A 20,309-nucleotide genomic window follows, 5' to 3' on the forward strand; every position below is an offset into this window, starting at 1 on the left:
AACGCATTTTTGTGCATTTTCCGCCGGACATTCCGTCCAGCATCAGCATCTCGGAGTCAGAATGGGTCAGGATAAGCTGTATATAGAAAAAGAATTAAGCTGGTTAAGCTTCAATGAACGTGTGTTACAGGAAGCCTCGGATAAAAGTAATCCGCTGATTGAGCGCATGCGCTTTCTGGGAATTTATTCCAATAACCTCGAAGAGTTCTATAAAGTCCGTTTTGCCGATCTCAAGCGGCGGATTCTGATCAGCGAAGAGCAAGGCAAACCGACCTCTTTGCGACATTTGTTAAAGAAAATTCAGCTGCGGGTACAGAAGTCGGATCAGGAGTTTGATGCGCTGTATAACGATCTGCTGCTGGAAATGGCGCGTAATCAGATCTTCCTGATTAACGAACGTCAGCTGTCACCGAATCAGCAAGAGTGGCTGCGCTACTACTTCAAACATCAATTACGCCAGCACGTTACGCCGATTCTGATTAACCATGACACCGACCTGATCGAATTCCTGAAAGACGATTACACCTATCTGGCGGTGGAGATCATTCGCGGCGACGATATTCGTTATGCGCTGCTGGAGATTCCGTCGGATAAAGTGCCGCGCTTTATTAACCTGCCGGCTGAGTCGCCACGTCGCCGCAAACCAATGATTCTGCTAGATAACATCCTGCGCTATTGCCTTGATGAAATTTTCAAAGGCTTCTTCGATTACGATACGCTGAATGCCTATTCGATGAAGATGACGCGCGATGCCGAATACGATCTGGTAACAGAAATGGAATCGAGCCTGCTGGAGCTGATGTCCTCGAGCCTGAAGCAGCGTCTCAATGCCGAGCCGGTACGTTTCGTTTATCAGCGCGATATGCCGGATGCGATGGTGGAAATGCTGCGCCATAAGCTGTCGATTTCGAATTACGATTCGATTGTGCCCGGCGGCCGCTACCATAACTTTAAAGATTTCATCGGCTTCCCGAACGTCGGCAAAAGCAATCTGGAAAACCGTCCGCTGCCGCAGATTCGTCACATCGGTTTTGACGGCTTCCGCAACGGTTTCGACGCCATCCGTAATCGCGATGTGCTGCTCTACTATCCGTATCACACCTTTGAGCATGTGCTGGAGCTGCTGCGTCAGGCCTCGTTCGACCCGAACGTGCTGGCGATTAAGATCAACATTTACCGCGTAGCAAAAAACTCGCGCATCATGGATGCGATGATTCACGCCGCCTATAACGGTAAGAAAGTCACGGTAGTGGTGGAACTGCAGGCGCGCTTCGATGAAGAGGCCAACATCCGCTGGGCGAAACGCCTGACCGAAGCGGGCGTGCATGTGATCTTCTCCGCGCCAGGTCTGAAAATTCACGCCAAGTTGTTCCTGATTTCGCGCCGTGAAGGCGAAGAAATAGTGCGTTATGCGCATATCGGTACCGGGAACTTCAACGAAAAAACCGCGCGCATTTATACTGACTATTCATTGCTGACCGCCGATGCGCGCATCACCAATGAAGTGCGCCGCGTGTTCAACTTCATTGAGAATCCGTATCGCCCGGTGACCTTCGAGCATCTGCTGGTATCACCGCAGAACTCGCGCGACATGCTGTATAAATTCATTGATGCCGAGATCGCCAACGCGCAGCAAGGCAATCCTGCTGGCATTACATTGAAGATCAACAACCTGGTGGATAATGGTTTAGTTGATCGGCTGTATGCCGCCTCGTCGGCAGGCGTGAAAGTGAATTTGCTGGTGCGCGGTATGTGTTCGCTGATCCCCGATTTACCGGGCATCAGTGAAAATATTCGCATTACCAGCATCGTTGACCGCTATCTCGAGCACGACCGCGTCTATATTTTTGAGAACGGCGGCGAGAAAAAGGTGTTCCTCTCTTCCGCGGACTGGATGACGCGTAACATTGATCACCGCATTGAAGTTGCCGTGGCGATTCTTGATCCACGCGTGAAGCAACGCATTCTGGACATTATCGCCATTCTGTTTAGTGATACGGTGAAAGCCCGCATCGTCGATAAAGAGCTGAGTAATCGTTATGTGCCGCGCGGCAACCGTAAAAAGGTGCGTTCGCAGCTGGCCATTTACGACTACATCAAGAAACTGGAACAACCCGAATAACGCCTATGCCAATCTCACATAAAAGTACGCCGAAACCTCAAGAATTCGCGGCAATCGACCTCGGCTCGAACAGCTTCCATATGGTCATTGCCCGCGTGGTGGATGGCGCTTTGCAAGTGCTGGGACGCCTGAAACAGCGCGTGCATCTTGCCGATGGGCTGGATGCGCACAATCGCCTGAGCGAAGAAGCGATTGAGCGCGGGCTAAGCTGTCTGGCGTTGTTCGCCGAACGTTTGCAGGGCTTCAGTGCCGCCAACGTGACGATCGTCGGTACGCACACGCTGCGTATCGCCAGCAACGCCGAAGAGTTCTTGCAGCGCGCGGCTGAAGTGATTCCCTATCCGATCGAAGTGATTTCCGGCAACGAAGAAGCACGTTTGATCTTCATGGGCGTGGAACACACGCAGCCGGAAAAAGGTCGCAAGCTGGTGATTGATATCGGCGGCGGTTCAACTGAACTGGTGATTGGTGAAGACTTTGAGCCACAGCTGGTAGAAAGCCGCCGCATGGGCTGCGTTAGCTTCGCCAATCTGTTTTTCTCGAAAGGGGAAATCACGCCCGAAAACTTCCGCCGTGCGCGCCTCTCCGCTGCGCAAAAGCTGGAAACCATGGCGTGGCAATATCGTCTGCACGGCTGGCAATATGCGCTGGGCGCTTCGGGCTCCATCAAAGCGGCCTGCGAAGTGCTGCTGGCGATGGGCGAAAAAGAGAAGCTGATTACGCCGGAAACGCTGGAGTTACTGACCACCGAAGTGCTGAAGCATAAGTCGTTCAACGCGCTGAGCCTGCCAGGCTTGTCGGAAGAGCGTAAAGCGGTGTTTGTGCCGGGTTTAGCGATTTTGTGTGGCGTGTTTGATGCGTTAGCGATTCGCGAACTGCGTCTTTCTGACGGCGCACTGCGTGAAGGCGTGCTGTATGAGATGGAAGGCCGTTTCCGCCATCAGGACATCCGCAGCCGCACTGCGCAAAGTCTGGCCAATCACTACGCGATTGATAGCGATCAGGCGCGCCGCGTGCTGGAAACCACCGAGAAGCTTTATCTCCAGTGGCAGGAGCAGAATCCAAAGCAAGCCAATCCACAACTGTCGGCGCTATTAAAGTGGGCCGCGCTGCTGCATGAAGTGGGATTGACCATCAATCACAGCGGCATGCAGCGCCATTCGGCCTACATCCTGCAAAACTCCAACATGCCGGGCTTTAATCAGGATCAACAGATGCTGTTGGCGACGCTGGTACGTTATCACCGCAAAGCGGTGAAGCAGGATGAGATGCCGCGTTTCACCTTGTTTAAAAAGAAACAGTTTCTGCCGATGGTATTCCTGTTGCGTCTGGGCACGCTGCTGAATAATCAGCGCCAGGCGACTACCAAACCGGATTCGCTCAAGCTGAGCACCGATGATGGCCACTGGACGCTGACCTTCCCTGCCGGCTTCCTCAGCCAGAATACGCTGGTGCAGCTGGATCTGGAGCGTGAGCAAGCCTACTGGAATGATGTCACCGGCTGGAAACTGATGCTGGAAGAAGAGGAGTAAAGCGGGCAGCTGGCCCGCAATCTGGTTATGACTACACGCCCCGATAACTATTACGCTGAAAAATACGGTCTCACGCCGACCCATTCTGAAGTGCTGGCGGCCCTGCCACATCTTGAGGTGGGGAAAGCGCTGGATTTGGGCTGCGGCCAGGGCCGCAATAGCCTGTTTCTCAATCAGCATGGCTTTGAGGTGACGGCCTGGGACAGCAATCCCGCCAGCCTGGAACGCCTGAACAGCATCATTGCGGAAGAGAATCTGCAGAACATTCACACCGAGCTTTGCGATCTCAATAGCGTGCGGTTCAACGGCGCCTATCAATTTGTGCTGTCGACCGTGGTGATGATGTTCCTGCAACCGGCAACCATTCCCCAGCTGATTGCCGATATGCAGGCCAGCACGCGTAAATATGGCTACAACCTGATTGTGGCGGCGATGGATACCGATGATTATCCCAATACGCAAAATTTCCCGTTTGCGTTTAAATCCGGTGAGCTCAGCCACTATTACCGCAACTGGCACATCGTGAAGTACAACGAAGATGTCGGTGAACTGCATCGTCGTGATGAAAACGGTAACCGTATTAAAATCCGTTTCGCCACGCTGCTGGCGCAGAAAGCCAGCTACTAAGCCAACGGCCGCCTTGCGCGGCCGTTACTTTGTCTGATGTCGATCAATCCGCCGCACCTTTTTTGCTCATTTTTCACACAGCGATTGCTTTAGCGATCCAAGTGTGACTAAATATTGCCTCCGCCCAACCGGGCAATTACAGGAACCACCCCGCGTGAACAGCGCTATCTCTGCACGAAGACGTCCCAAAACCGGTACCATGACCCGCGTGGTTTTACTGGTCAGCTTCTTAATTTTGTTCGGCCGCCTGCTTTTCATCATTCCCGGTGCTATTGAGCATCATCAGCAAAAGAAAGCCATCCCTGAACCGGTCACTCTGAGTACCAGTGATTCGCGCTAAATACTTTGCGGGTCGCCTGTCGCTGCTAAACATTGTCCTTTGAGACAATGCTGCTTTTTACGTCCTGTTACCCGCAACGCGCTACACTGTGAGCTGACTTTACAGACACAAGGAACGCGTTATGTCTGCTTCGCATTCACAAAAATTAGCTGAAACCCGCCATCACATCCTTAACCTGCTGCTCAACGAGCATGATCTGGTTGATGTTCTGCTGGATAAATCCGTCGATCTTAATGCGGGTGAACTGCGTGATATCACCGACTGGCGTCATGAATTAGAGCGTGAGCTGCAGCAATTACACGCCGCGGATTTGGCCGACATCCTCGAAGCCTTGCCAGAAGAAGAGCGTCAGGCGCTGTGGCGTTTAGTGCCGACGGCGCAGCGCGGTCACGTGCTGGTTGAGGCTTCAGAAACCGTTTGGGCCAGCCTGACGGAAGAAATGTCTGATCGCGATATTCTGCACGCCATCGAGCCGCTGGATATCGACGATCAGGTATATCTGGCGCGCTATTTGCCGCGCGATTTAACCGGACGTCTGCTCACCACTCTTGAGCCAAGCCTGCGCGCACGGTTAATGAGCGTGATCGAGCTGGATCGCGACCGCGTCGGGCAGATCATGGATTTCAACATCCTGACGGTACGCTCAGACGTAACCTTAGCCACGGTGCAGCGCTATCTGCGTAAAGGCAAAAAAATGCCTGACGGCACCGATAAGATCTTTATCACTGACGAACAGAATCAACTGCAGGGTGAGCTGACGCTCACGGATATTCTGCTCAACAAACCGAAGATGCTGGTCGCCGAAGTGATGAATCCGCATCCCACTACGTTTCAACTCAACGATAAAGCGGAAGACGCCGCCAGTGCGTTCGAACGTTATAACCTGATCTCCGCTGCGGTAACCGATGCACAAGGCAAGCTGATTGGCCGTATCACCATTGAAGACGTGGTCGATTTGGTGAACGAGGAGAATGAAAGCAACATCCGTAAAATGGGTGGTATCAGCCAGGGCGAAGACGTGTTTGCGCCGGTGCGCAAAGCGGTGGGCAAACGCTGGGCCTGGCTGGCAGTTAACCTGTGCACCGCATTTGTCGCTTCGCGCGTGATTGGCCTGTTTGAAGCAACCATATCGCAGTTGGTTGCGCTGGCGGCTCTGATGCCTATCGTTGCGGGCATCGGCGGCAATACCGGCAATCAAACCATCACCATGATTGTGCGCGCATTGGCGCTGCATCAGGTTGAACCGGGTAACTTCTCATTCCTGATTATGCGTGAACTCGGCGTGGCATTAATAAACGGCCTGTTCTGGGGCGGCATTATGGGCGGCGTCACCTGGCTGATGTATGACAATCTGCAACTCGGCGGCGTGATGATGCTGGCGATGGTGCTAAACCTGCTGCTGGCCGCGCTGATGGGCGTGCTGATTCCGTTAATCATGACTAAGATGAAACGCGATCCCGCCGTCGGCTCCAGCGTGCTGATCACCGCCATCACCGATACCGGCGGATTCTTTATCTTCCTTGGTCTGGCGACGATATTTTTGCTGCATCATTAAGGCTTTAAACAGTGTGCGTAACGTTGCAGCATATGCTGTAAATTGAGTTGCAACGTTGCGCGCGCCAGTTCACTCAATGCTGGATTGACCCGCGTTGAACCACGCTGATTTAACCACTCCAGTACATCGATTAAATGCCATAACGCTGTTTTTCCATCATGAATCGGACGCGGAAACTGCGGGCTGTGGCTCAGCATTAGCTTGCGCATATTCTGCCGCGAAACACCTATCAACTCTGCAATATCAGTCAGCCCGACTAAATCCGGTGCGGCTTCAATCAGTTCAGCATCTGGCAATGCCTGAAAAACATCATCTAACGCGCTGCGTACCGCGTCCTGTGCAGTGCTGGCTTCGCGGCAGAACGTCATGCTTAATTTTCCCGCTACACCCGCGCCAATTAACGCATCAGTGCAACCTTGCGAACCAAGACGCTCAAGCGTTTCATCGGTGTCGATCTCATCACTGAGCTGAAAACGCAGCGTAAACTCAAATTCCATGTTTCACTCCTCGTCACTTAATCCGCTTAGGACTTTCACTGCAGTTATCCACCACCCGCCTTAGCAATTTGGCATGCGTTTCAGGATTTTTTGGCGTGCTCCAGATGCAGGTAATACAGTAATCCCCACATCGACACTCTGCCGAGTTATCTGGGCAGTACATCTTGCCCCACGCATGGTGGCCGCCGACTGCAATTTTCCAACCTCTTGCTTCTGCATATCGCAAAGCTTCTTCTACCGCTTTATGCGGATGCCGCTTCCTGTCTGATATCGCTGGTTACCTTATGCTCACTGCAAAAAGTTGTCAACTGACAACTAGAGATGTTTCGATACTATTTTCAGCGGCGAATGCTGCAGAAAATAACCAGAACGGTCTCAACGCGCTTTGATTCAATTTATGCTGGAAGACAGCGCACAAAATCAAGCGCACAGTGCCTGAAGTGCATATAGACTCTGTTGTTATCACTGACCTGACGGAGAAGAAGCATGTTTAACGTGGATGATTTTGTGCAGTCTAAGACCGGCGGCCCAAAGATGCAGGTGCTGCGCGTGGAAGGAGATATGCTGTGGTGCGCTCGCGTTGATGATCACATCAAACGAGAAATTGAAGTCAGAGCCGATACCGTGAATCTGTATCATGAAGACGGCGATTTCGGCGTCTGTTAAAAAACGTAATGCTTGTCAGTTAAGCGTGAATCGGTCGCCATGAATGGCGACCCTACGTTTATTTGGCAGGATTTTGTAGGGTGCGCATTCATGCGCACCTGCATATATAGGCAATTTTTTATGGGTTGTCGCGCTGCACATTGTTCTGCCCGATACCGCCAATAAACGGCAGACGCAGCCTGAACGGTGTGAAATCCAGCCCCATGTTTAATCCCAGCAAGTTCACTTCCAGCCCCTCTTCCGCGCCAACCGTTACGCCCAGCACACCCAGCAGGGAAAGCTGTACGCCACGACCTGACGGCGGTAAACCCACCGGATTGAGTAGCGAGCGATAATCTTTGCCGAGCGCGTTAGCCGGTAGATCCAGTTTCAACGCCGGTACCTCGCGGCCAATGTGCGCCATAAAAGTATTGCTGTTGGGTCCCGGCCAGGCGTGATAGGTCGTTGGCCACGGATAGGATTTAATTGCCGCTTCGATCTGCGGAATCATCGCTTCTGCGCTACTGCCGCGATGATCAACCAGCAGACGCGGCTTCGCGCCGTACCAGTAGCCATCCGGGAGATTACTGTTGCGCCGCACTTTATCGCCGCTGCCCCAGCTAATCACTTCATAGCGGTTGTAGCGGGTTTCACCGGCGCGTTTAAAGATAATCCATGGATGCACCGCTACGGCGCCCTTCCAACCATAGGTTGGCGCAGCATAAACCTGCACGATAGCTTCAGCCGCATAACGCTGTGGATCCGGTGCGATACCGGCAGAATCCCGCCTTGCGGACGCCCAGCCACCGCGTTCAGAGGTGAGCTCACCGCTACGCGTTGCCTGCGCCAGACTCGCGCCTAATGAAAGCAAGATGATGCAAAGAAAAGAGATCAGTACGGCTTTGAAAGGCAACATCGACGGCATCCTGATGAGTAAAAATCACTCGCTATCTTGCAACGAAACGGTTGGCTTTGTATTCACGAACTATGCGATGAGGCGAAAAAACGACATGCCTAACAAAAGTACTGTGATTGTACAAAATTTGATTGCCCCATTGTCATTTATAAACGACACTACGGACAGGATTCAGTGCTTGCGAGGATGCTATGCTGTACACGACTCAACGTTATCAGGACGCAACCGGAAAGGTTCCCTACACTGAGTGGATTAAAAAGTTACGCAAAAAAGATCCTCGTGCTGCAGCAAAAATTGATATCCGCATTGACCGCGCTGAGAGCGGCAATTTTGGCGATCATAAGTTTGAATTGGATGGTGTTTGGGAGCTGAGAATTGATTACGGCCCCGGTTATCGAGTCTATTACGCGCTTGATGGCGACAGAATAATTTTACTCCTCATTGGTGGAGATAAATCCACCCAGGCAAGTGATTTAACGAAAGCTGTAAAATTTTGGCGGGATTATCAAAAGAGGTAAGAATATGACTATCATCATTCAGTCTGCTAACAAGAAAAAAGCAATCAGCCACGATGATGCGATGGTCGCAGAGCTGCGCGAAAACCCTGAATATGCACAAATTTATCTGCAGACCGCTCTTGAAGATATTTATGAAGAAGGGGGTATTGCAGCCTTCCTTATCGCCTTGCGCCGTGTTGTTGAAGCGCGAGGTGGCATCAGTGAAATATCTAAAAAATCAGGTCTGTCACGTCAGCAACTTTATAAAACGCTATCTGAAAACGGCAATCCTACCTTGACGACTCTCACGGAGATCACCCGTGCAGCAGGTGTACGGCTTATTCCACAACCTTAAATAGCAGATGTCATAAAAAAGCCCGCAATTAAGCGGGCTTCGTTTTTACGCAGTAATCAGAGCAGGATTTATTCCCACTCGATCGTCGCAGGTGGTTTACCTGAAATATCATAAACCACGCGGGAAATGCCGTTCACTTCGTTGATGATGCGGTTAGAGACGCGGCCGAGGAAATCGTACGGCAGGTGCGCCCAGTGCGCGGTCATGAAGTCGATGGTTTCCACCGCACGCAGTGAAACCACCCAATCATATTTACGACCATCGCCCATTACGCCAACAGAACGCACTGGCAGGAACACGGTGAACGCCTGGCTGACTTTGTTGTACAGGTCAGCTTTATGCAGCTCTTCGATGAAGATAGCGTCTGCACGGCGCAGCAGGTCGCAGTACTCTTTCTTCACTTCGCCCAGCACGCGCACGCCCAAACCTGGACCTGGGAACGGGTGACGATACAGCATGTCGTATGGCAAGCCGAGTTCCAGACCGATTTTACGCACTTCGTCTTTGAACAGCTCTTTCAGCGGCTCAACCAGGCCCATCTTCATCTCTTTCGGCAAACCGCCCACGTTGTGGTGCGATTTGATCACGTGCGCTTTACCGGTGGCCGAAGCCGCGGATTCGATCACGTCAGGATAGATGGTGCCCTGCGCCAGCCACTTCACGTCTTCCAGACGCAGTGCCTGCTCGTCGAATACTTCAACGAATACGCGGCCGATGATTTTACGTTTGGCTTCTGGATCGTTCTCGCCCGCCAGCGCATCAAGGAAGCGCGCTTCAGCGGCAACGTGCACGATGTTCAGGCCGAAGTGGTCGCCAAACATGTCGAGCACCTGCTCAGCTTCATTCAGACGCAGCAAACCGTTGTCGACGAACACACAGGTCAGACGCTCGCCGATGGCGCGGTGCAGCAGCATCGCGGTCACAGAAGAGTCCACACCGCCAGACAGGCCGAGGATCACTTTGTCTTCGCCAACCTGCTGACGAATACGCTCAACCGCATCTTCGATGATTTTGGCTGGCGTCCACAACGCTTCACAGCCGCAGATGTCACGAATGAAACGCTCCAGCATGCGCAGGCCCTGACGCGTGTGCGTCACTTCCGGGTGGAACTGCACGCCATAGAATTTCTTCTCTTCGTTGGCCATGATGGCGAACGGACAGGTTTCGGTGCTGGCAACGGTTTCGAAACCGGCTGGGATGGCGGTGACTTTGTCGCCGTGGCTCATCCACACGTCCAGCAGCGGTTTACCTGCTGCGCTAATCGCATCTTCGATGTCACGCACCAGCGCGCTCTGGGTCAGCACTTCAACCTGCGCATAACCAAATTCACGCTCGTTAGAGCCTTCTACCTTGCCGCCCAGTTGCATCGCCATGGTCTGCATGCCGTAGCAAACGCCCAACACAGGCACGCCGGCGTTAAACACGTATTCCGGGGCACGCGGGCTGTTCAGCTCGGTGGTGCTCTCCGGACCGCCAGAGAGAATGATGCCGTTCGGGTTGAACTGGCGAATTTGCTCTTCGGTGACATCCCACGCCCAGAGCTCGCAGTAAACACCCAGTTCGCGCACGCGGCGCGCAACCAGCTGCGTATACTGAGAACCAAAATCGAGGATCAAAATACGATGTTTATGAATATTTTCAGTCGTCATTGAGGCGTTTCCATTGGGATGGACTTAATAATAAAAGCGCCCGGCGGGTGCCGGGCGCTAAATTTTACGGGATTATGAACCCATGCGGTAGTTTGGTGACTCTTTGGTGATGGTCACGTCATGCACGTGGCTTTCATTGATGCCCGCGCCGCTGATACGCACGAACTCCGCTTTGGTACGCAGATCGTCGATGGTTGGGCAACCGGTCAGGCCCATGCAAGAGCGCAAGCCGCCCATCTGCTGGTGCACGATCTCTTTCAGGCGGCCTTTATAGGCAACGCGACCTTCGATACCTTCCGGTACCAGTTTGTCTGCGGCGTTATCGCTCTGGAAGTAACGGTCTGAAGAGCCTTTGGACATCGCGCCCAGTGAACCCATACCGCGATAAGATTTGAACGAACGGCCCTGATACAGCTCGATTTCGCCCGGAGACTCTTCGGTACCGGCCAGCATTGAGCCAACCATGACGGCCGCTGCGCCTGCTGCAATCGCTTTCGCGATGTCGCCAGAGAAGCGAATACCGCCATCAGCAATAACCGGAATTCCGGTGCCTTCCAGCGCGGCAACTGCATCAGAAACGGCGGTGATCTGTGGAACGCCAACGCCGGTAACGATACGTGTGGTACAGATTGAGCCAGGGCCGATACCCACTTTCACCGCGCTCACGCCTGCCTGCGCCAGCGCCAGTGCGCCTGCGCCAGTAGCGACGTTGCCGCCGATGATTTCCAGGTTCGGGTATTTTGCACGGGTTTCCCGAATACGCTGCAGCACACCTTCTGAGTGACCGTGTGACGAGTCAATCAGCAGCACGTCAACACCGGCAGCCACCAGCGCATCGACACGCTCTTCGTTGCCTGCACCAGCACCTACCGCCGCGCCTACGCGCAGACGGCCTTCCGCATCTTTACAGGCGTTAGGTTTACGTTCGGCTTTCTGGAAATCTTTAACGGTGATCATGCCCAGCAGGTGGAAGCTGTCATCAACAACCAGCGCTTTCTCAACACGTTTTTCATGCATTTTGTGCAGCACAACTTCGCGTGCTTCACCTTCTTTCACCGTTACCAGACGCTCTTTCGGGGTCATCACCGCAGAAACTGGCAAGGTCAGGTCGGTAACAAAACGCACGTCACGGCCAGTGATGATACCCACCAACTCGTTCTCGGTGTTCACCACCGGATAACCGGCGAAACCGTTACGTTCGGTCAGCTCTTTCACCGCCGCCAGCGCGGTGGTTGGCAGCACGGTTTGCGGATCGGTAACTACACCGCTTTCGTGTTTTTTCACCTTACGAACTTCATCCGCCTGGCGCTCAATTGACATGTTTTTGTGAATAAAGCCCAAACCACCTTCCTGCGCCAGCGCAATGGCCAGACCGGCTTCGGTCACGGTGTCCATGGCAGCAGAGAGCATTGGGATGTTCAGACGGATATTTTTCGTCAGTTGAGTGCTGAGATCAGCGGTGTTCGGTAAGACAGTGGAGTGAGCGGGAACGAGCAGAACGTCGTCAAATGTGAGGGCTTCTTTAGCGATTCTTAACATTGCAATATCTCCACCTGGGGGCGATTAAAACAGATAAAATATTGCCGCGGCATTATACAGGCCGAAACCGATTGCCTCCAGTGTTTTTTCAGAAAAAGTCTTGATCCTCAGGGCAAGCAATGTAGTATCAGTTGATTAACCCTCTGATTTAAAATTTGATCTACATCACATGTCGCTACCGCCAACCGCCAATATTTTTACTGTCAGCCGCCTGAACACCACGGTGCGCCAACTGCTGGAAAATGAGATGGGCCTGGTGTGGCTCAGTGCTGAAATTTCAAATTTCACTCAGCCCTCTTCCGGTCATTGGTACTTCACGTTGAAGGATGATGGCGCACAAGTGCGCTGCGCGATGTTCCGCAATAGTAATAGGCGCGTCACCTTCCGTCCTCAGCATGGCCAGCAGGTTTTAGTGCGTGCCAGCATCACGCTGTATGAGCCGCGCGGTGATTATCAGCTGATTATCGAAAGCATGCATCCCGCTGGTGAAGGCTTGCTGCAGCAGCAATTTGAACAGCTGAAAGCGCGTTTGGCTGCGGAAGGCTTATTCGATCAACAGTTCAAACAGCCGCTGCCGGATCCGGCGCGTCAGGTCGGCGTGATTACCTCCGCTACCGGGGCGGCGCTGCACGACGTACTACGCGTACTGCATCGACGCGATCCCTCCTTGCCGGTGATTATTTATCCAACGGCGGTGCAAGGCGTGGATGCGCCAGCCAGCATTGTGCGTGCCATTGAGCTGGCCAACCAGCGCGATGAGTGTGACGTACTGATTGTGGGCCGTGGCGGCGGTTCGCTGGAAGATTTGTGGAGTTTCAATGACGAGCGTGTAGCGCGGGCGATCTTTGCCAGCCGCCTGCCTATTGTCAGCGCCGTTGGGCATGAAACCGATGTCACTATCGCTGACTTCGTAGCGGATTTACGCGCGCCAACGCCTTCTGCTGCGGCAGAACTGGTGAGCCGTAACCAGCTCGAACTGCTGCGCCGTTTGCAGTCGCAGCAGCAGCGCATGGAGATGGCGATGGATTTCTATCTGGCACAGCAGCAGCGTCGCTTCACGCGCATCCAGCACCGTTTGCAGCAGCAGCATCCGCAGCTGCGTCTGGCACGTCAGCAGACTGCGCTCTTCCAGCTGCAGCGTCGTCTCGGTGAAGCTATGGACCAGCGCCTGCGTGTGGCTAATCGTCAGCAGGATCGCCTGCTGCAACGCCTCAATGCCCAGCAGCCGCAGGGACGTATTCTGCGCGCTCAGCAGCAGCTCCAGCAGTGGCACTATCGCTTACAGCAGGGCATGGAAAAGCAGCTCAATCACAATCGTCAGCGCTTTGGCACGCTGGCAGCACAGCTGGAAGGCGTGAGCCCACTGGCGACGCTGGCGCGTGGCTTCAGCGTCACTACCGACACGCAAGGTCAGGTGGTAAAGAAAACCCAGCAGCTCAGCAAAGGCGACTTGCTACGTACCCGGCTGGACGATGGTTGGGTGGAAAGCCAGGTTACCGCCCTCGAACCGCAGAAATCCCGGAGTCGCAAAGCACGTTCATAGTATGAAAACTATACTTTCTGGCACATTCGTTAAAAAGCCAGGGAGATTGGTATGTCTTACAGCGTTATCCCACCCTACATTCTGCGCAATATCATTGATAACTGCTCCGGCGCGCAACAAGACTACGCGCGCCGCACCCTCACCCACGTCCAGCACTTAATGGGCGAACACAATGCTAAACCGGCAAGCACCGCCACAGCGCAGCCTGGCACGGTGCTGCGGGCTATCTACGACGCCGAAGGAACACAAAATCTGCCCGGCACTTTGGTGCGCGATGAAGGCCAGCCGGGAAATGGCGATGTCGCAGCCGAAGAGGCGTGGAACTATCTCGGCATTACCTACGATTTCTTTTGGCAAACCTACCAACGCAATTCGCTGGACAACAAAGGCCTCAAGCTCGATGGCACCGTGCATTACGGTAAGGAGTACCAGAACGCCTTCTGGAACGGTCAGCAGATGGTGTTTGGTGACGGCGACGGCGAGATTTTCAATCGCTTCACCATCGCGCTGGATGTTGTGGCGCACGAGCTGACGCACGGCGTGACGGAAACCGAAGCGGGATTGATCTATTTTCAGCAGGCAGGTGCGCTGAACGAATCGATGTCTGACGTGTTTGGCTCGCTGGTGAAGCAATTCCATCTCAAGCAGAGCGCCGATCAGGCCGACTGGATCATCGGCGAAGGTTTGCTGGCGCAGGGCATCAACGGGCGCGGATTGCGATCGATGTCATCACCCGGCACCGCCTACGACGATCCGGTGCTGGGCAAAGATCCGCAACCAGCCGACATGGCTCACTACATCGAAACGCGTGACGACAACGGCGGCGTACATCTCAACTCTGGCATTCCCAATCGCGCCTTCTATCTCGCCGCTAAAGCGCTGGGCGGCTTCGCGTGGGAACAGGCGGGTCAAGCCTGGTACGACACGCTGTGTGATAAAACGCTGCCGCAGGATGCCGATTTCAGCACCTTTGCACGCTTTACCGTGCAGCACGCGAAACAGCGGTTCAACAACTCAGTGGCGGAGAAGATCCAATCCGCCTGGCAGCAGGTAGGCGTAACATGGACATCCAACTGACCGATGACGCAATCATCGAGCTGGCGCGGGAAGGCGGTATCGCTTTTATTCCCAAACTGCGCGGTGAGCGGCGCTTTGCGCTGGCGGAATTGCCGGAACCGCAAAAGCAGCGCGTCTGCGAGGTGCTGGAACAGGCGATGCCGCTGGGCGAACCGGAAGATCAGGCGGCAAACATCGGTCGCGGCGATCAGCGCTATTACCGTATTCAAATTTCCTACACCACACACCGAGAGGCGGCAAGTCTGGTGATTTTAATTCCCGAACAACTGGCACCACCCGAACTGCAATCGCTGTGGCGAGACGGCGAATAGGTTATCAGAGATCTCTCAAGGCAGAGCGTAACTGGTTGACTATACTCATTATGTGGCTAGCTAGTCCACGTCGAAGAAAACACCCTTAGATGAGGTCTCTGCTATGACACAAAAAAAGCAACGAGGTGGTGCCGGGAACTTTGCAGAGGATCCGGAGCGCGCCAGGGAAGCAGGTAGCGCTGGCGGCAAAGTCAGCGGGGGTAATTTCAGAAACGATCCTGAAAGAGCCAGGGAAGCTGGAAGAAAAGGAGGTCAAAAAAGCCGTCGCCCTTCCAAGCCGCAGTAATTAAGGTGCCTTAAAGGAAGTGTTGTGCCACGGATGGTTAAAAAAAAGGCCGACATCATGATGTCGGCCTTTCTCATCTTGAGAACTTACTTGCTGTCTGGCAACGCGTAAGCAATCACGTAATCACCACGGTCTGGCGACTGACGTGCGCCGCCTGCGGAGATCAGGATGTACTGTTTGCCGGTTTTCGGCGAAACGTAGCTGATTGGACCGCCCTGGCTGCCAACTGGCAGACGTGCTTTCCATACTTCTTTACCGGTTGAGCTATCGAAAGCGCGCAGATAGTAATCCTGCGTACCGGCGATGAACACCAGGCCGCCCTGCGTTGCCAGCGTGCCGCCTAAGGTCGGCATACCAATTGGCATCTTCGCGCGCATTTTGACACCAAACGGACCGGTATCTTCAACGGTACCAACCGGCACCTGCCACACGATCTGACGGGTTTTCATGTCAATCGCCGACAGCGTACCGAACGGCGGAGCCTGGCACGGAATGCCCAGCGGCGACATAAAGCGGTTTTTGTTAACCGCGTACGGTGTGCCTTTCAGCGGAACCGCACCCATACCAGTGTTGATGGCTTCGCCACCGTTGCTGGCTGCAGTCTTGCTGGTGTCTTGTGGGATCATCTGTACCCACAGGCCGAGACGCATGTCGTTAACGAACATGTACTGGTTGTTCGGGTCAAACGAGATACCGCCCCAGTTCATACCGCCCAGCGAACCTGGGAAGCTGAGGGATTTATCGGTATCCGGCACGGTGAACAGGCCATCGTAACGCATGCCTTTAAAGGCAATACGGCACGCCAGCTGATCAAACGGCGTTGCGCCCCACATATCCGACTCAGTCATTTTCTGGTTGCCGATATTTGGCATTTCCACTGAGTGCGGCTGAGTTTTGGTGTACTGCTCGTTCGGGATGTGACCCTGCGGCATCGGCAGCTCTTCAACTTTGGTCAAAGGCTTGCCGGTCAGGCGGTCCAGCACCCAAATCATGCCGGTTTTCGCCCCGATAACCACGGCTGGCTTATTGGTGCCATCCTTCATCGGGAAGTCTACCAGGCTCGGCTGCATTGGCAGGTCAAAGTCCCACAGATCGTTATGCACGGTCTGATAAACCCACTTCTGCTTACCGGTGGTGGCATCCAGCGCCAGGATTGATGCGCCGTAAGTGTGATCCAGTTTGGTACGGTTCGCACCCCACAGATCCACTGAAGAGCTTCCCATTGGCAGGAACACCGTGTTCATTGCCGGATCGTAAGACATTGGCGCCCACGAGTTCGGCGTACTGCGGGTGTAATCTTTACCCGGCATCAGCACCGCATTGGGGTCGTCGTTGCCTGGGTCAAACGCCCAACGCATCTGACCGGTGATAACGTCAAAACCACGCAGCACGCCGCCAGGCATGTCGGTCTGTACGTTATCCGCAACGCGGCCGCCCACCACAACGGTGGTACCGGCCATTGCTGGCGGTGAAGTCAGCTGATACTGCGGATCTGGCGCACTGCCGAGACCGGTTTTCAGGTCAACCACACCGTGCGTACCGAAGGTGTCGCACAGCTCACCGTTGTCGGCGTTGATAGCAATCAGACGCGCATCGATGGTGTTCATCAGAATACGACGCTGGCAGGTATCGCCCGCAGGCAGCACAGCGGCAGTGACTGGCGTTGAGCCCGGCTGCGTTGGCTGCTGCAGCGGTTTGGTGGCATCGAAATAGGCTAAGCCACGGCAGCGGTTCCACACTTCTGCCTGCGCGTTGATTTCGCGTTTCCAGATTTCCTTACCGCTGTCAGCTGCAACCGCAATCACATTGTTGTGCGGGGTGCACAGGAACAGCGTGTTGCCAACCTGCAGTGGAGTTTGCTGATCTTCCGCACCGTTACCGGTTGGGCTGATCGGCGTGTCACCGGTGTGGAAAGTCCAGGCGACCTGTAAGTCTTTCACGTTGTCGCGGGTAATCTGATCGATGGCAGCGAAGCGGTCGCCACCCGGCGTACGGCCGTAGCTACTCCAGTCTTGCTGAGGTTTTGCTTTATCGACCGGAATCAGCGGCAGCTGTTTGCCGTCAAACGCCACGGTAGGATGCGGCTGGAACATCTGCACGAAGGTCGCCACCATGCCCACCGCGATCACCGCAGAGAGCACATAAGAGGCTTTCGCCAGAGAGCTTTTGCCTTCGCTTTTACGCAGAGCTGGCCAGGTGAGGAATGCAAACAGCATCAAGCCGGCCGGCACCATCAAACGTGATACCAGCGGCCAGAAATGCAAGCCTGCATCAAACAGTGACCAAATCAACGTGCCAGCAAACACCAGAATAAACAGGGTGACGGCGGATGATTTGCGACGGAAGAACTGAATGGCCGACAGCAGCATGACGATACCGGCGATGAGGAAGTACCAGCTGCCGCCCAGCGCAACCAGCTTGCCGCCGCCGATAGCGAAGAACAAGCCGATAGCCAGCAGGACCAGGCCAAACAGTACGGACCAGATGCTCAGCCCTTTGCCGGGACGAGCGGAATTTTCTGCCATAACAAAAACTCTCCTGAAAAAATAAAGCGCTGGCGCCAGTAAATCTGTGGCAGCCGATAACAAGGCTCCAGCCGCAGCGGGAGACAGGAATAATTCCGTTACGCTTTATTTTATATCTATTGGTACGGGTGCAATGCCCGTGATTCGGCGCTTGTGAGCGAGGACACAACGCAGGTGAGAGTTATTCTCGCTACAAGGCGGCAGGATTGTACCACCTGGTACAATAAAAAGTGAATATCCATAACGCGGCAGTCACTGGTTAATAGCATTTTTGCTACAAATCCAGTCGTAAGCTATTAATAAATATGACGGCGTATCGTGACTTTTCTTATTGCGACGTTAAGTCGGGGATGAATTCGACACGTTTTTTGGAAATAAGGCCGTCGCCGTGCTGGCAGAAGTAGTCCACCGCACCGCAGGCTTTCAGCACCTGCAACGGTTGATGGCAATCCGGGCATAAGGCGATGAGTGCGAAATGACGTTCACAGCTGGGGCAGTTAAAACCGGTTTCATTGTGAGTGAGTAGTTGCTGACAGGCTGGGCAGGAAAAATTCATCAATTGTCCTCTGCGTGGTGCGCATCGGTCGCCATGAATGGCGACCCTACGCGTTACAGGTTCATAAAAAAAGGGCCCTGCTGGGCCCTTCTCATCTTAACGCTTGTTCTTCTTCAGATGCGACATCAGACGCTGACGTTTACGCTGCTGCGTTGGCGTCAACAGGTTGCGTTTGCCCGCGTACGGGTTATCGCCCTCTTTGAACTGAATGCGAATTGGCGTGCCCATCACGTTGAGTGAACGACGGAAGTAGTTCATCAGGTAACGCTTGTAGGAATCGGCCAGATCTTTCACCTGATTGCCGTGAATCACCACGATTGGCGGGTTATAACCACCGGCGTGCGCATATTTCAGCTTCACGCGGCGACCACGCACCAATGGCGGCTGGTGATCGTCGGCGGCCATGGTCATGATGCGCGTCAACATTGCGGTGCCCACACGTTTGGTGGAGCAGTCGTAGGCTTCGGTCACCGATTCGAACAGGTTACCGACGCCGCTGCCGTGCAGGGCTGAAATGAAGTGGATGCGCGCAAAATCGATAAAGCCCAGGCGGAAGTCCAACATCTCTTTGACTTCATCTCGGGCTTCCTGCGTCATGCCATCCCACTTGTTGACCACGATCACCAGTGAGCGCCCACTATTCAGGATAAAGCCCAGCAGCGACAGATCCTGATCGGAAATTCCGGCACGTGCATCAATCACCAGCATTACAACGTTAGCGTCTTCGATCGCTTGCAACGTTTTGATAACTGAGAATTTCTCGACGGTTTCGGTGATTTTACCGCGCTTACGTACGCCAGCGGTATCAATCAGCACATACTCACGATCGTCGCGTTCCATCGGAATGTATATGCTGTCACGCGTGGTGCCCGGCATGTCGAAGACCACGACACGGTCTTCGCCAAGAATGCGGTTAGTTAGCGTTGACTTACCCACATTCGGGCGGCCAACGATAGCGAGTTTGATCGGCAGTGTGGTTGGGTCGAAGTCTTCTTCTTCCTCTTCCTCCAGCGCATTCTCAGTCTCTTCTTCTAAATCGGCCCAATAGGCGGCGTTCTCTTCTTCTTCAGTGAGTTCGACTTCTGGAACAATTTCTTCCATCCACGGCAACAGTGCGGTTTCCAGCAGGCTGTTAACGCCACGACCATGCGAAGCCGCAATGGCGTGAATCTCACCTAAGCCCAGCGCATAGAAATCCAGCACCGCTGCTTCCGGGTCGATACCGTCAGTTTTGTTGGCGACCACAAAGGTGGCTTTCTCACGCGCACGCAGATGATTGGCGATCTGCTGATCCGCCGGCATCACGCCCGCGCGCGCATCCACCATAAACAGCACCACATCGGCTTCTTCAATCGCCAGCAGCGACTGCTCCGCCATGCGGTTTTCAACGCCCTCTTCGGTGCCATCGATACCGCCGGTATCAATAACAATGAATTCGCGCCCTTCCACTTCGGCGCGACCATATTTGCGATCGCGAGTCAGTCCAGGAAAATCCGCCACCAGCGCATCACGTGTGCGTGTTAAACGGTTAAATAGCGTAGATTTTCCCACATTGGGACGCCCAACCAGCGCGACCACAGGTACCATAACACTTGCCTCAGTTTTTAAAATAATTCGCCCGAATGGCTTGATTATAACGACATTTGACGCCAGGCGTCAGGCTGAAGGCGCAAAGAATACCATGCCTGACTAAAAACGAAACGGCCCCTGACGAATCAGGAGCCGTGTAAGCGAGCG

The 20,309-nt window shown here is 54.0% G+C and carries 19 protein-coding genes; 12 read left to right on the forward strand and 7 right to left on the reverse strand.

Annotated elements, in window-relative coordinates; genetic code table 11:
• The first annotated feature begins 61 nt into the window (after positions 1-61).
• From ppk1 to mgtE, 5 genes are all read left to right on the forward strand, one after another.
• Entirely contained in the window at positions 62-2,122 is a 2,061-nt protein-coding gene (ppk1, locus tag ACXIZX_RS13780; RefSeq protein WP_008108325.1) for a polyphosphate kinase 1, read from the forward strand.
• 5 nt (positions 2,123-2,127) lie between these two features.
• On the forward strand, positions 2,128-3,654 hold the full coding sequence (gene ppx, locus ACXIZX_RS13785) for an exopolyphosphatase (protein ID WP_179449893.1): 1,527 nt from the start codon (positions 2,128-2,130) through the stop codon (positions 3,652-3,654).
• Between the two features lie 21 nt (positions 3,655-3,675).
• Positions 3,676-4,281 (forward strand): tellurite resistance methyltransferase TehB, encoded by a 606-nt coding sequence (gene tehB, locus ACXIZX_RS13790; RefSeq protein ID WP_071531666.1) that lies wholly within the window; start codon positions 3,676-3,678, stop codon positions 4,279-4,281.
• A 154-nt stretch (positions 4,282-4,435) separates the two neighbouring features.
• A complete protein-coding gene (locus tag ACXIZX_RS13795; protein WP_008108322.1) occupies positions 4,436-4,621 on the forward strand; it encodes a YfgG family protein in 186 nt (61 codons plus the stop codon).
• 121 nt (positions 4,622-4,742) lie between these two features.
• Complete coding sequence (gene mgtE, locus ACXIZX_RS13800) at positions 4,743-6,176, forward strand: magnesium transporter (protein ID WP_008108321.1); 1,434 nt, start codon at positions 4,743-4,745, stop codon at positions 6,174-6,176.
• Here the strand turns inward: mgtE and ACXIZX_RS13805 are convergent.
• Positions 6,173-6,673: a helix-turn-helix transcriptional regulator gene (locus ACXIZX_RS13805; protein WP_179449891.1), complete on the reverse strand. Its 501-nt coding sequence runs from the start codon at positions 6,671-6,673 to the stop codon at positions 6,173-6,175. The genes mgtE and ACXIZX_RS13805 overlap by 4 nt on opposite strands.
• 486 nt (positions 6,674-7,159) lie before the next feature.
• Here ACXIZX_RS13805 and ACXIZX_RS13810 point away from each other — a divergent pair, with 486 nt between their 5' ends.
• The gene (locus tag ACXIZX_RS13810) at positions 7,160-7,339 is read left to right on the forward strand and encodes a hypothetical protein (RefSeq protein WP_008108319.1); all 180 of its coding nucleotides are present in this window, start codon (positions 7,160-7,162) and stop codon (positions 7,337-7,339) included.
• A gap of 118 nt (positions 7,340-7,457) precedes the next feature.
• Here the strand turns inward: ACXIZX_RS13810 and ACXIZX_RS13815 are convergent, their stop codons facing one another.
• On the reverse strand, positions 7,458-8,234 hold the full coding sequence (locus ACXIZX_RS13815) for a DUF3750 domain-containing protein (protein ID WP_008108318.1): 777 nt from the start codon (positions 8,232-8,234) through the stop codon (positions 7,458-7,460).
• A gap of 191 nt (positions 8,235-8,425) precedes the next feature.
• Between ACXIZX_RS13815 and ACXIZX_RS13820 the strand changes: the two genes are divergently transcribed.
• Positions 8,426-8,752, forward strand: a complete 327-nt coding sequence (locus tag ACXIZX_RS13820; protein ID WP_179449889.1) for a type II toxin-antitoxin system RelE/ParE family toxin — start codon at positions 8,426-8,428, stop codon at positions 8,750-8,752.
• A gap of 4 nt (positions 8,753-8,756) precedes the next feature.
• Positions 8,757-9,086 carry an addiction module antidote protein gene (locus ACXIZX_RS13825; protein WP_154155677.1) on the forward strand — a complete coding sequence of 110 codons (330 nt, stop codon included), beginning with the start codon at positions 8,757-8,759 and terminating at the stop codon, positions 9,084-9,086.
• A gap of 68 nt (positions 9,087-9,154) precedes the next feature.
• Here the strand turns inward: ACXIZX_RS13825 and guaA are convergent, their stop codons facing one another.
• A complete protein-coding gene (gene guaA / locus ACXIZX_RS13830; RefSeq protein WP_008108317.1) occupies positions 9,155-10,735 on the reverse strand; it encodes a glutamine-hydrolyzing GMP synthase in 1,581 nt (526 codons plus the stop codon).
• 72 nt (positions 10,736-10,807) lie between these two features.
• Positions 10,808-12,274: an IMP dehydrogenase gene (guaB, locus tag ACXIZX_RS13835; RefSeq protein ID WP_008108316.1), complete on the reverse strand. Its 1,467-nt coding sequence runs from the start codon at positions 12,272-12,274 to the stop codon at positions 10,808-10,810.
• 169 nt (positions 12,275-12,443) lie between these two features.
• On the opposite strand from guaB, the gene xseA reads away from it, so the two are divergent.
• The 4 genes from xseA to ACXIZX_RS13855 all read left to right on the forward strand — a co-directional run bounded on the left by xseA (position 12,444) and on the right by ACXIZX_RS13855 (position 15,491).
• On the forward strand, positions 12,444-13,817 hold the full coding sequence (gene xseA, locus ACXIZX_RS13840) for an exodeoxyribonuclease VII large subunit (protein WP_179449887.1): 1,374 nt from the start codon (positions 12,444-12,446) through the stop codon (positions 13,815-13,817).
• Between the two features lie 51 nt (positions 13,818-13,868).
• Positions 13,869-14,894, forward strand: coding sequence for a M4 family metallopeptidase (locus tag ACXIZX_RS13845; protein ID WP_061717959.1), 1,026 nt, complete (start codon positions 13,869-13,871; stop codon positions 14,892-14,894).
• The gene (locus tag ACXIZX_RS13850) at positions 14,879-15,205 is read left to right on the forward strand and encodes a protealysin inhibitor emfourin (protein WP_061717960.1); all 327 of its coding nucleotides are present in this window, start codon (positions 14,879-14,881) and stop codon (positions 15,203-15,205) included. The genes ACXIZX_RS13845 and ACXIZX_RS13850 overlap by 16 nt, the downstream gene beginning before the upstream one ends.
• 103 nt (positions 15,206-15,308) lie before the next feature.
• Entirely contained in the window at positions 15,309-15,491 is a 183-nt protein-coding gene (locus ACXIZX_RS13855) for a con-10 family general stress protein (RefSeq protein ID WP_312664108.1), read from the forward strand.
• An 86-nt stretch (positions 15,492-15,577) separates the two neighbouring features.
• Here ACXIZX_RS13855 and ACXIZX_RS13860 read toward each other — a convergent pair whose 3' ends face one another.
• From ACXIZX_RS13860 to der, 3 genes are all read right to left on the reverse strand, one after another.
• A complete protein-coding gene (locus tag ACXIZX_RS13860) occupies positions 15,578-18,016 on the reverse strand; it encodes a glucose/quinate/shikimate family membrane-bound PQQ-dependent dehydrogenase (RefSeq protein ID WP_479404375.1) in 2,439 nt (812 codons plus the stop codon).
• Between the two features lie 328 nt (positions 18,017-18,344).
• Positions 18,345-18,572 (reverse strand): zinc ribbon domain-containing protein, encoded by a 228-nt coding sequence (locus ACXIZX_RS13865; protein ID WP_479404376.1) that lies wholly within the window; start codon positions 18,570-18,572, stop codon positions 18,345-18,347.
• Between the two features lie 96 nt (positions 18,573-18,668).
• The gene (gene der, locus ACXIZX_RS13870; RefSeq protein WP_179449879.1) at positions 18,669-20,159 is read right to left on the reverse strand and encodes a ribosome biogenesis GTPase Der; all 1,491 of its coding nucleotides are present in this window, start codon (positions 20,157-20,159) and stop codon (positions 18,669-18,671) included.
• Between the last annotated feature and the right edge of the window lie 150 nt (positions 20,160-20,309).

It is taken from the genome of Candidatus Pantoea symbiotica, assembly GCF_056491525.1.